The 12,223-nt window shown below is 40.1% G+C and carries 15 protein-coding genes; 10 read left to right on the top strand and 5 right to left on the bottom strand.

The window, feature by feature from the left end; all coding sequences use genetic code 11:
* Positions 1-10: 10 nt before the first annotated feature.
* On the top strand, positions 11-547 hold the full coding sequence (locus tag DYI25_RS06965) for a DUF3231 family protein (protein ID WP_213367684.1): 537 nt from the start codon (positions 11-13) through the stop codon (positions 545-547).
* Between the two features lie 25 nt (positions 548-572).
* On the opposite strand, the gene DYI25_RS06960 is transcribed toward DYI25_RS06965, so the two are convergent.
* Positions 573-1,622, bottom strand: a complete 1,050-nt coding sequence (locus tag DYI25_RS06960; protein WP_213367683.1) for an NAD-dependent epimerase/dehydratase family protein — start codon at positions 1,620-1,622, stop codon at positions 573-575.
* A gap of 198 nt (positions 1,623-1,820) precedes the next feature.
* Here DYI25_RS06960 and mtnA point away from each other — a divergent pair, with 198 nt between their 5' ends.
* The 8 genes from mtnA (at position 1,821) to DYI25_RS06920 (ending at position 7,675) form a co-directional block, all read left to right on the top strand.
* On the top strand, positions 1,821-2,870 hold the full coding sequence (gene mtnA / locus DYI25_RS06955) for an S-methyl-5-thioribose-1-phosphate isomerase (RefSeq protein ID WP_213367682.1): 1,050 nt from the start codon (positions 1,821-1,823) through the stop codon (positions 2,868-2,870).
* A 198-nt stretch (positions 2,871-3,068) separates the two neighbouring features.
* On the top strand, positions 3,069-3,590 hold the full coding sequence (locus DYI25_RS06950; protein ID WP_213367681.1) for a peroxiredoxin family protein: 522 nt from the start codon (positions 3,069-3,071) through the stop codon (positions 3,588-3,590).
* A gap of 166 nt (positions 3,591-3,756) precedes the next feature.
* A complete protein-coding gene (locus tag DYI25_RS06945) occupies positions 3,757-3,888 on the top strand; it encodes an FbpB family small basic protein (RefSeq protein WP_144480839.1) in 132 nt (43 codons plus the stop codon).
* A 67-nt stretch (positions 3,889-3,955) separates the two neighbouring features.
* Positions 3,956-4,099 (top strand): acid-soluble spore protein N, encoded by a 144-nt coding sequence (locus DYI25_RS06940; RefSeq protein ID WP_192472351.1) that lies wholly within the window; start codon positions 3,956-3,958, stop codon positions 4,097-4,099.
* A gap of 132 nt (positions 4,100-4,231) precedes the next feature.
* Positions 4,232-4,453, top strand: a complete 222-nt coding sequence (tlp, locus tag DYI25_RS06935; RefSeq protein ID WP_213367680.1) for a small acid-soluble spore protein Tlp — start codon at positions 4,232-4,234, stop codon at positions 4,451-4,453.
* Positions 4,454-4,576: 123 nt separating this feature from the next.
* A complete protein-coding gene (locus DYI25_RS06930; protein WP_213367679.1) occupies positions 4,577-6,898 on the top strand; it encodes an AAA family ATPase in 2,322 nt (773 codons plus the stop codon).
* Positions 6,899-6,928: 30 nt separating this feature from the next.
* Positions 6,929-7,372 (top strand): acyl-CoA thioesterase, encoded by a 444-nt coding sequence (locus DYI25_RS06925; protein WP_213367678.1) that lies wholly within the window; start codon positions 6,929-6,931, stop codon positions 7,370-7,372.
* A complete protein-coding gene (locus DYI25_RS06920; protein ID WP_213367677.1) occupies positions 7,373-7,675 on the top strand; it encodes a hypothetical protein in 303 nt (100 codons plus the stop codon). It begins immediately after the preceding gene.
* 25 nt (positions 7,676-7,700) lie between these two features.
* Here DYI25_RS06920 and DYI25_RS06915 read toward each other — a convergent pair whose 3' ends face one another.
* The 4 genes from DYI25_RS06915 to DYI25_RS06900 form a co-directional block, all read right to left on the bottom strand.
* Positions 7,701-7,991, bottom strand: coding sequence for a HesB/YadR/YfhF family protein (locus tag DYI25_RS06915; protein WP_213367676.1), 291 nt, complete (start codon positions 7,989-7,991; stop codon positions 7,701-7,703).
* Positions 7,992-8,069: 78 nt separating this feature from the next.
* Positions 8,070-9,236, bottom strand: coding sequence for a CapA family protein (locus DYI25_RS06910; RefSeq protein ID WP_249745272.1), 1,167 nt, complete (start codon positions 9,234-9,236; stop codon positions 8,070-8,072).
* 611 nt (positions 9,237-9,847) lie between these two features.
* The gene (locus DYI25_RS06905; RefSeq protein ID WP_213367675.1) at positions 9,848-10,036 is read right to left on the bottom strand and encodes a hypothetical protein; all 189 of its coding nucleotides are present in this window, start codon (positions 10,034-10,036) and stop codon (positions 9,848-9,850) included.
* A 106-nt stretch (positions 10,037-10,142) separates the two neighbouring features.
* On the bottom strand, positions 10,143-11,120 hold the full coding sequence (locus tag DYI25_RS06900) for a two-component system sensor histidine kinase NtrB (protein ID WP_213367674.1): 978 nt from the start codon (positions 11,118-11,120) through the stop codon (positions 10,143-10,145).
* A gap of 228 nt (positions 11,121-11,348) precedes the next feature.
* On the opposite strand from DYI25_RS06900, the gene DYI25_RS06895 reads away from it, so the two are divergent.
* Positions 11,349-12,188, top strand: coding sequence for an STAS domain-containing protein (locus tag DYI25_RS06895; protein ID WP_213367673.1), 840 nt, complete (start codon positions 11,349-11,351; stop codon positions 12,186-12,188).
* The last annotated feature ends 35 nt before the right edge of the window (positions 12,189-12,223 follow it).

Below are 12,223 nucleotides of genomic sequence, written 5' to 3'. Positions count from 1 at the left end.
TGGCCTTGCTATGAACTTTTTTGAAGTAATGAAAGATGCTTTCGGACCTTTTATGGACGGTGAAAAAAAGCCTTTGCACGTCGGAGAAGTCATGAATCTTTGGTTTTATCTTCATGGGACGGAACAAACTCTTAGGTACGATCAAAACGCCTACAATTTAGTGAAGGATCCTGAGCTCAAAGAAAAAATCGCAGATATCATTGAAAACGTTCACAGGCCAATGATCAATGAATTAACCCAGTTTTTCAAGGACGAAGGAATACCATTACCTGATGTCGGTGCGGAAAAAGTCATAGGGGAATACAAGGATTTACCCGAAGGCGCTGGTTTGAACGATGAGGAAATAGCGAATTTGATTTCTTACAATTTGGTCGTGGGAATCACATCGGCGACTAGAGGTATCACAGAATCTGTCAGGTCGGATGTAGGTTACTTATTCGCAAAATACCATATGATGAAAATTACTTTTTCTTTAACTTTCAAAGCACTTATGCAAGAAAAAGGCTGGTTGAGAGTGCCGCCGTACTATACTACCGGAAAACAGTAAAAAACAGCGTTTAGGGCGCTGTTTTTTAAGTGTTTTTCAATTCATGTGCAGCTAAAGCATCAAGAAGAATATTTTCACGGTCTCGGTCTATTCCCGCTTTCCAATCATAATTAGTTCTATCCAATGATTGTATCCATTCGTGTACCTCACGGATGGTTTCTTCGATCGGTCGAAAGGTAAGACCGGATTGAAGGGCTTTGTCTATATTAATATGGAAGGCTCCTTTCCATGGTTCTTGATGGTTGGGCCCTAACGGTGTTTCTTCTGGAATCCAAAGAGGCATTTCTGTCCAGGGTAAAACGTTATTTTCAAGAAGTAATTGTTCACCTGCCCAGTTAAATTCAGCATCACTGCCTGTAAATTCTCTGATATTAGTGAAAAGATCCAGCAACGGCATTGGTTTTCCAGTCACGTTATAAGTGCCGGCATTTTTTTCCTCCATCATTTTTAAAATCCATTCTGACAAGTCCTTCACATCTATTAATTGTATGTACGAGGTTTGAGGATTTCCGGGCGCAAGCACCTGGCCTCCTTCAGAAATACGATTAACCCAATACGGCAGCCTGTCAGTATAGTCATTTCCACCAACCAGCTGTCCGGCGCGAATGTTTAACACTTTTCCTGGCATGTTCCTTTCGGCTTCTTGTTCTGACAATGTTTTGAATTTTCCATAATATTGTAATAAGTCGCCATTTGGGTCCTTTGTGAGTTCATCTGCTTCTTCAACGGGCATTGTTTGAACCGGATAATCCTCTTCGATCCCTTTTGGAATCCAGTCTTTGTAAACAGAAATACTTGATACAAAAGCATAGAAATCTGTTTGCATTTTAAGAATTGATGTTAAGTTCCGGACAGAATTAGGGATTAGGCCTGAAGTATCCAGAACGGCATCCCACTTACGGTTTTTTAGCTGTTCAAGATTTCCATTCCTATCGCCAATCAATACCTCTACATTACGCAGCACTTCATTATTATTCCCTCGATTGAATACCGTGATTTCATGGCCCTTTTTTTGCGCTTCCTCGACAAATGCCTTTCCAAGAAAACGGCTTCCGCCAATTACTAGAATTTTCATAATCAGCCCCCAGTCTTATCTAAATATTTCTAATCAACTCAATTGCCTGTTTATAACATAACATATTGATTGATAATTTAGAAAATTAAAAATTAGATATTTTTTTTATTAGGTGGATTTTTATTTGCTGTAAACAAGATAATTGATAAAATGAAATTTAGTTTCAGAATTGTCTCAAATGCCAGAAGGAGGACTAGTATGGAAGAAATATTTTTGCAATCCGTAAAGTATGAAGGTGAAAAGCTCTATATATTAGATCAAACAAAACTTCCCCAAGTTACAGAATTCCTGGAAATCACCAATATAGATGATGTATGGGATGCTATCAAACAGCTTAAAGTAAGGGGAGCTCCGGCGATTGGCATTGCCGCTGCTTACGGTCTGGTGCTAGGTATTAATGGTGCACCAGAGAAGGATTTCGAGACATTTTATGAGTATTTCAAAAAGCAAGCGGATTACCTAGCTACATCAAGGCCGACTGCAGTCAATCTTTTCTGGGCACTCAAAAGGATGGATACTCGAGCTAAGGTTGAAAGTGGAAAGCCGGTAAAGGATATCAAAAAGCTATTGGAAGAAGAAGCCCATTTGATTCGGCAGGAGGATGAAAATGTCTGCAGTTCCATCGGCGAAAATGCATTGAGTTTATTTAAAGATGGGATGACTGTGTTGACTCATTGCAACGCAGGTGGAATAGCTACAGCAAAATACGGAACAGCGCTTGCGCCTATCTATTTGGCTAAAGAGCGTGGAATGGATATCAAGGTATTTGCTGATGAGACTCGACCATTGCTGCAAGGTGCACGCCTGACAGCCTGGGAATTAATGCAGGCTGGAATCGATGTCACCCTCATTACTGACAGTATGGCGGCCATGGTCATGCAACAGGGAAAGGTACAGGCAGTAATCGTAGGCTGTGACCGTGTAGCAGCCAATGGAGACGTAGCCAATAAAATTGGAACATATGGTGTTGCTTTACTTGCAAAAGCACATAACATCCCTTTCTATGTCGCTGCGCCACTATCGACAATTGATCTTGAAACAAAAACAGGTGATGAAATACCAATTGAAGAACGGGCAGCTGAGGAAATCACTGCTGGATTCGGGAAATCGACAGCACCTGAAGGCGTTAAGGTTTTCAATCCCGCCTTTGATGTTACACCAAACCACTTAATTACCGCGATCATTACTGAAAAAGGAATCATGCGAGGAAACTACAGCGAAGAACTTCCGCGTTTGTTTGATAAATAATCATTGTTAAATGCCGGGGATGCACTCCCTGGCATTTTTGGTTGCTTAAACTGCCTTGAGGATCAATCGAAAAGTCGAACCATGCAGAGAATATCAATTAAAATTCACATAATCCTCAAATTTTCTCACTTTTCCACTTTCATTATCTTTGTATACTTGGGATATCCTACTTGTAAATAAACCAAAGGGGGTTATCCTGTGGTCAAAAAAGCGATTGCAGCTGGAATTCTTGCTGGCTTAGTTTTGTTTGCTCTATTCCAGCATCTTTATAAAATCGAGGAACCGAAAGCAATTGAAGCATCAAAATCAACAATTGGAATTGGAGCTGGGATGGTAGCTCCGAATTTTACACTGAAAAACCTTGCTGGTGAAGATGTGAGCTTGAAAGATTACAGAGGTAAGAAGGTAATGCTGAATTTTTGGGCTACTTGGTGTCCGCCTTGCAAAGAGGAAATGCCGGCGATGGAGAAATTTTATAAAGAAAAGTCAAAGGATGTTGAAATTCTCGCAGTCAATCTGGATCCTCAAAACAAGGTAAAGGCGTTTGTGAAGGATAATGAAATAACCTTCCCGATCTTACTTGATCAAGATGGAGCCACACAGCAAACATACTCAATCATTTCAATTCCTACCACATTTATTATTGATGAGCAGGGATTGATCCTAAAAAAGCATATTGGTTCCATGACATACGAACAAATGCAGGAACTTACGAAGTAACACCAGTACTAGCTGCTGGTGTTTTTCTATGGTAAATATTGCATGAGAGATACACGAAATAATCGGGTATGAATAAAATACGATTAAATTTTCAAAAAGTTGTAATAATTGCAACCGTTTCCGGACATAATAACTGTTACAATGATGATAAAGGATGGTGAACACGATGAGAAAACCTAGAAAGCGTTCTTTTCAAGAGCTAGTTATGGAAAATAAACGCCAACTTCTAAATGACCGTGACGCACTCGAGAAAATCGAGGCTAAATTAGAGCAAAAACACTTGGGTAAAGCTGAGTAAATATCATACATTACCATTTATGAATACCTCTTCTTTAGGAAAAACTTATTTTAGAGGAGGGATATACATGAGCAATCCTAAAAGGGACAGCAAGCATTATGTTCCAAGCCACCTTGGAACCCAGCCACGTGGTTTCAGTGGCAATAAAGGAAAGAAAATGAACGATAAGTCGGGTGAACATGCCCAGGTAATGCAAACTAAAGGTGAATAGCGAATGATACGCCTGCCAATTTATTGGCGGGCATTTATTTTACAAACAAAAGTTATCCCACTGTTTTCCGCTAATAATCAATATAAGAAGTCGCATACTAATGATGTACTTTTTAGAAGGAGGTACATTACCATGGCAAATAATACACCAAAGCCGGATGATCGAAGCGATAATGTTGAAAAGCTGCAGTCCATGATCCATCATACGATTGAGAACATGGAAGATGCTGAAGCTGCAATGGTCAATTCTAGTCCTGAAGACCAACAAAGAATCAAGGCTAAAAATGAGCGCCGCAGAGAAAGTATTGATGCCTTTAGGGCTGAAATCAAGGATGAAGCACATAACGAGCAGTAATCGGAAAAAGACCCGTCAACAGGCGGGTCTTTTTCCGTTTGGTTAAAAATGTGATAATATACGGGATGTAAACACAGACAATGAAAGTATATTTTTCAAACTTTAGATAAAGAAGTGATTTTGATGGAACTACATAAAAAACAAATTCCTATAGATGAACAGATTTTGCTATGGGAGGAAGAGATAAATACAAAAGGCTTTATTCAGGATGAAGCCAGTTTGATCACAGCAATCAAGAAGCTGACAAAAAGTGAAGAGCATAAGCAACTTTCTCAAACCCTGACTCTGGCTGCACAATCTAGATCCCAACGAAATGGGTATGATTCTCTCGTCCTTGAGTGGTTAAAGACTGCGATAGAACACGATTCGGCAAACAAGAAGGCAAAATCCTTGCTCGCCAGGAATCAGTGGAAAGATAAAGGGAATTTATTTGAACAGCTAATCTTCCCTCGGATCAGGGAAACTGATAATCGAGCCTTAAAAAAGAAAACAGCCGAGCAGTATATCGATATTTCCCAGCAATTCCTTTCACACGCTGAAGAAGAGCTTGATGACCTAAAAGCCAAGACGGTTGAAAAAGGGTCTGAAGTTGAGGCTAAGTTCAAGAGGTTGACCGATATGCTGGAAAAGGCTGTAGAAGAGACTGCAGCTCTCTTGAAAGCGACAGAGCTATATGAAGAGTCGGTTACCGGAGTATTTCACACAGCCATCCATTATGAAGAAATACAGAAAAGACTTCAAAGTCTGGAACAGATCAAGCTGCAATGGGAAGAAGAATTTGCTGAGGAATCGGAGAGGCAAAAACAGTCTGAAATCGATCCTCTGGCTGAACTTAATAAAATGATAGGACTTGAATCGGTCAAGGAGAGAGTGAATGATTTTTACCGATTCTTGAAGTATCAGCAAAAGCGGAAAGAGCTTGGTCTGCAGACGAAGGATGATCAAAGCTTGAATATGGTCCTGACTGGTAATCCGGGAACAGGAAAAACTTCATTGGCACGATTGCTTGCAAAAATATATCACCAGCTTGGAGTACTGCCGCGAGAAGAAATCATCGAGGCTGACCGTTCACAGCTTGTTGGTGCTTATGTCGGGCAGACAGAAGAAAATGTCAGGAAGGTCGTTGAGCAAGCCCTGGGAGGGGTGCTATTTATTGATGAGGCGTACAGTCTTAAGCGGGAAGGCCAGACTGGAAATGATTATGGTCAAACTGCTATCGATACACTCGTTTCTTTAATGACCGGGAAAGAGTATGGAGGTAAATTCGCCGTGATTCTTGCTGGTTATCCAGAAGAAATGCGTCAATTTCTTGATGCGAACCCAGGTTTAAGATCACGTTTCCCTCAATCAAATTTGATTCATCTACCAGATTATTCGGATGGTGAACTGTTACAGATTGCGGATCAAGCGGCACAGGATAACGATTATGCGATGACAGATGCAGCAAAGCTTGAGCTTAGGGATCGTATTGAAAAGGAAAGAGTCGATGATACCTTCGGAAATGCCAGGACGGTACGAAACCTTGTATTGGAAGCAATTTTCAAAAAGGGATCCAGGCAGAGTGAAGAAGATGACTTTTCAACTTATACCTTATTAGAAAAAGAGGATTTTGAATCTCCTTCAACTATTTCAGCTGAAAAACCACTCGACAGGCTGAATGCACTCGTTGGATTGGACACTGTGAAATCAGAGGTTACCTCCCTGATTTCCTTCGTCAGGATGCAGCAGCTGCGAAAGGAAAAGGGACTGCCTGCTGTGCCGATACAGCTTCACTCAGTCTTTTCCGGTAATCCGGGAACAGGAAAAACTACTGTAGCAAAGATTTACGCAGAACTTCTGAAGGAATGCGGAATGCTGAAGAGAGGACATCTTATTATCAGCAGCCGGGCCGATTTTGTCGCTGGTTATGTCGGACAGACTGCAATCAAGACAAAGAAAAAAATTCGAGAGGCACTCGGAGGAGTATTATTTATAGATGAGGCATACTCTTTGCTGGGTCAAAGCTCAGGTGATTTTGGCAAGGAAGTTATTGATACTCTTGTCGATGAAATGACCAGGCATAATGAAAATCTTGTTGTGATCCTAGCTGGATATCCTGCTGAAATGGATATGCTGCTCGAAAGCAATCCTGGCCTCAGGTCAAGGTTCAAGAAGTTTTTCCACTTTCCGGACTATAGTGTGAGTGATTTGTTGCTCATCATCAAGAACTACGCTGGCAAGTATCAATATAGGATGAACCCCGAAGCTGAAGCGTTTTTGTCTGAGAAACTTTCAACAACAGAACTGAAAGGGAATGGTCGCTTTGCCACAAACTTAGTGGATGAAGCGATTCAATCCCAGGCATATCGATTGATTGACGGGGGAAATGTCGAGAATCTGGATGAAGATGTTTTCTACTTGGAAAAACAGGATTTTGAAGCGGCTTTAAAAAAGCTTATAGGATAAAACATACAAGAAAAATAAAGGGGAATACCAATGAAAATATCTTCTAGGGAAATCGAGGTAAGATATGCAGAAACAGACCAGATGGGTGTCGTGTATCACGCTAATTATCTGGTGTGGATGGAGCTGGGCAGAACACAATTGATTAAGGAACTTGGCTTTAATTATGCAGAAATGGAGAAGGATGGAATCATCTCACCTGTACTTGATATACAAGCTTCCTATAAAAAACCATTGAGATATGGAGATACAGCTACAATCAAGACCTGGGTGGAGGAATATGATGGGATTCGGTCCGTCTATAAATATGAAATCTTCAATGGTAAAGGTGAGCTCGCATTGACTGGCAGCTCAAAACATGTCTGTGTTAAAAAGGATAACTTCCGGCCGATATCGTTAAAAAGGAGCTTTCCAGACTGGCATGAAGCTTATTTACAGGCAATGAAAAAGCCTGAAGATGAAAGGGAGCAGGTCTGATTGGCTTTCGGGATAAAACGCCATGAGCTTGATGAATGGAAAGCTAAAATCGATCGTGGCGAGCTTGCCTTCCTGACCCATTACTGGATTGATGACCGCTTCCCAGATTGTTCAACGGTTACGAAAGTAGGTTGCAGGGATCTTGAAAAGTTAGCTGAGTGGGGAAGAAAATATGGTTTGCAGCCAGAGTGGATTGATAAAAGGAAGACAGATTACCCTCACTTCGATCTTTTAGGAACGAAGCAAGCTGAAATCTTGAAACAGGAGGGTTTTGAGAACCCTCTTTTAAAAGGTAAAAAATAAGGCAGGCGCAATCGCGTCTGCCTTATTACTTTTCGAATTTGAAGTCAGGTTCCTGGCCAACCGGGTGGAGCTCTACAATTAAATCATGGCCGTCAAAATACCAAATATCTTTTTCTTCAATATAATAGGTGACACCATTTTTTTCTGTTTTCACACCGACATGATCCGGTTCTTCCTTGGAGACACCTAATGAAAAACCTTTCTGGATAGAACTGAAGCCGCCGTACCGGACAAAGAATCGCAAATAACTTCCGGATGAAAGGTCCATTTCATTTTCATACCATGCTGCTGCATCATCATTAACTGTAATTTTCATATTGTTCTCCTTCCATACCAGATAGACCGATTATAACATAAGCAATGCCCGGTCTTCACGGACCGGGCATTCACACCTTTATTCTTTTATGAATTGAGTCATATGATGCATGATCTCATTATATTTTTTTTCAGCACCAGCAAGTCCGAAATTACCGGCTTCTTGCAAAGGAACAACCCGGTAATTACTTTGTCTGCTGCTTGAAACAAAGGTTGGGAGGAATTCAGGGTTTTGCAATACGACTTCATTACCATCCGGTGTGATGTTTTTTGTTATTTCCACAGTGGCAAGACCGCCGATATCCTTATAGTCCCACATTTGCCCAGACAGGAAATTACCCAGAGAATAGACAACCAATGCCTTTCTGCCGTCTGTCGCCGTCAGCCATTCCATGGGCTGCAGCACATGCGGGTGATGCCCAAAGATGATATCAACACCCTCGTCGACGAGAAACTGTGCAAGATTCTTTTGATCATTCGTAGGGAAACGCTGATATTCATTTCCCCAGTGGATACTCATGACCACAACATCAGATTCTGCTCGAGCGCGGTGTATCTCAGCTTTCATTGCTTCACGGTCAATCAGGTTCACGAGGTGATCCTTGCCAATAGGGACTGGGATCCCATTTGTTCCATAGGTGTATGATAAATAAGAAATATTAATCCCATTTTTATTTAATATCCGCAATTTTTGCTGGTCAGCTTCATCTTTGAAAGACCCCACATAAGGAAGTTCTGCCGCTTCCATATTTTTAATGGAAGCCAGGACACCCTTTTCAGATCTGTCTAGCGAATGGTTATTTGCGTTTGATACAATATCGACCCCTGCATCTATCAATGCGTCTCCAACTTCTACAGGACTATTGAACATCGGGTAGCTAGATAGTCCAATTTCCACTCCTCCAAGAAGCGTTTCCTGGTTCGCTAGCAAAAGATCAGGTTCAATTAAATAACCTCTTACATTACTGAGCATTGGTTTGAAATCATAACCAGGATTCAGGAAGGCATCTTCGTAAACAGTATCGTGAATCAGGATATCACCGATTGCGCCTAATTTAACCGTTTCCACAAAACTTTTGCCAGAGACATCAAAGCTTCTTTCGAGATGTGGCTTTTGTGATTTCACAGTTATAGTTGGTGTTTTTGCCTGGGCTTCGTGGTACATCTGGAATGTCATTGTTGATGCCAAAATACCCACCCCAGCAAACAAGGCCAGACCATAAGCTTTTTTCTTCTTTTTTCTCATATTAATCTCCCCAGATATATGATGAGGCATTTTTATTTTTAAGCCTCTAAAGATAATATATTATAAGAATGGTGATAAATGTATAAATTTCAGTAAGATTTTCGTATTTTTGTCATAATTCGATAAACTTCTTTGCAAAAAAGGTATATTAATAATTGTAGCTATGAAAGGGTGAGCTAAGATGTTCAACATAACAGAAAGCGCATATAAAATATTGCTTAAGGCAATCAAAAAGGAAAGCAAGGATGAGGAAAAGCTATATGTCCGACTGACGATGGGGATTGGCTGAGGAGGACCGCAGCTTAGAGTTGCTCTGGAGGAGCAGCCATTAACAAATGATCAGGTTTTTACATTCGACGAGGTACCAATCTTGATTCATGAGCGGGATTTGGTTTATTTCAATGATACGAAATTAGATTATATTAAAGATGTTTTTGGTGTGGGGAAATTCAAACTGCTAAAAGTGTAAAGGGTTAAAAAACAAAACATGCGGTTCTAGACCGCATGTTTTTCAATGGCATATTTGAATTTAGATAACCAATTCATCCTGTTTAGAGGCACAACTAAAAAGTAAAGTTCCACTCGTAATTCAAAAAATGAAATAAACTAATCTACCACTCCATTTTTTCCAGGAAATCTATCAGTTCATCCATATTCTTTACTTTGATTGTAGAAGGATCATTTTTTTCATTGTCATAAATATCAGTTAGAAATTCTACAACAAAATCATCTGGCGACGTTACATCAGCTGTTGTGGTTGTGTACACAAAATTTTCAGCCAGCTTTATAACTTCTTCCATTACAACCCGCCTTCTTTCCCTTGTTCTTACCTACATTTTACCAACGAAAGAAGGGGTGAACCGGATTCAATTTGACAATTTTTCGACTAATCGGAAGGCTGTTATTTCATATGGCAGGGAGTGAAAATTTGAATGTTGTTTCGTATGGCTGAGTGGTGACACTCATTTCACCGCCGTGATTTTCAATTATTTGCTTGCTGATCGCCAGTCCCATTCCGGTGCCATTTGCTTTTGTTGTGTAAAAAGGAGTGAAGATTTTCTTCAGAGAGTATTCATCAATGCCACCGCCATTATCTATTACACTAACGCAAACAAAACCCCCGTCTTTGTTGACAACCAATTTTATGGAACCTTTTTTTCTATGATTTCCTTCAACGGCCTCTATTGCATTCTTAAACAAATTGACTAACACTTGTTTAATTGCATTTTCATCTGCAAATACATATATCTCGACTTTTGGAAGGTCATCACTGATTTCAATATCCTTCATTATAGACTCGCTTAAAAAAAGCTTGATCATGCTCATAGCTAAGGGGTTTATAGATAGCTTCTTCTTTTTCTCAGAAGAGGCAGGTTTCAATACGGAAAGAAATTCAGTCAGTAAGCTGTTAGCTCGACTTATTTCATCAAGAGCTACATCTGCAAACTCCTGCCTGCCTGCAGCCTGAAGTTCCGGCTTAAGTAACTGGATAAAACCCTTGATTGTTGTCAGAGGATTTCTTATTTCATGGGCTAACCCGGCCGCCAAATGGCTTGCTGAAGCAGCTTGAATATCTCCCGTGGCAGATTCAATCGCCTGTTGCAGCCTTTTTAAGGTTTGCTGTTTTTCAGCTATTTCCTGTTCCAGTTTTAAACTTTTGCTTTCGAGATCTTCTTTTTTTAGATATAAATCAACCATTGTCAACTCATCCTTCGTCATTGCCAGGTTATGATTTGGGAAAGATTTTTCGAGTGGTAAGAAAGTCGGAAAGTAACCGGGATACTCTTTTAATGGTCCATCTAAGATTAAACCACTTGCATTTGCCCGTCTCTCCTTCATTTCAAAGCTGAAATGAGAGGGGTTAGAGTATTTCAAAGCTTTCATTTGGATCCCTTCTTTTTTAATATTCTTTGGATTGGGTTTGTTTGAAGTAATATAGATTCGGGTATTTTCATCAAGAATTCACAATCTTTAACCTAGGCAACCCAATTTCGATTTCTTTCGAATGTATATGACATATTCATTTAAATTATACCAGCAAAAGTCTGTTTTTTTCTTATAAAGAACAAAAAATATTTTATAATGAACTATTTTTCCAAAAGGAGCTAAGCGATGTCTAGAGCAATTCACTTATTTAAAGATTTTTTGATTAGCAGGGAAGAAAAAGTAATTACGAATATATTAAATTCAATTGATGAAAATCAGCCAGAAGCATTCAGCAAGGTAACAAACCAAACAAAATTCAATTTATATAAAGAACAAATAACAGAATTAATCCATTTGCTTGAACGCTTTTTAATAGGGGAATCAGACGACGAGAAAATTAACGATTGGGGTAAAAGGGTGAGTGAAGATAATGTGCGTTTAGGTCTCTCACTTAGTCAATCAGTTCACCACTTCAACAGTGTCCGCGGTGCATTGTGGGAAGAAATCTCTGCAATGGCAGAGAGAACGAATAATTTTAGTGCTGGGGAAAGCTTAAGGTTAGGTAAACTTATTAATGACTTCATTGACGACCTGATTCTCACTTTTACTTATTCCTTTACGGGTCAGGCCACTAAACGCCTGCGAGCACAGCAGGAGGTCATTGATGAACTAAGCACACCTGTCATTTCTATTGTCGATGAAGTGGCCGTCCTGCCGATTATTGGCGATATTGATACACATAGAGCAAGGATCTTGATGGAACATACCTTGCGTGAAACGAAGAATAAGGAAGTTGATTGCTTGATCATTGATCTCTCAGGTGTATTCATAGTGGATACAATGGTCGCCCAGGAGCTATTTAAAATAATAGACAGCCTTAAACTTACAGGAGTTGATGTGAACCTGACAGGAATGCGGCCAGAACTGGCTCAATCAGTGGTTACCCTTGGCATCAATTTTGATAACGTAAAAATGTACAGCAATTTGGGACAGGCACTGAAGGCCTTTGGAATCGTCCGTAAATAAAAAGCCGGCAAACCTGATTGCAGGTTTGCCGACTA

The sequence above is a fragment of the Mesobacillus boroniphilus genome (genome assembly GCF_018424685.1).
Classification (GTDB): Bacteria; Bacillota; Bacilli; order Bacillales; family Cytobacillaceae; genus Mesobacillus; species Mesobacillus boroniphilus_A.
The sequence above is the reverse complement of the archived record's forward strand: the minus strand, read 5'-3'. Positions and strand labels throughout refer to the sequence as shown.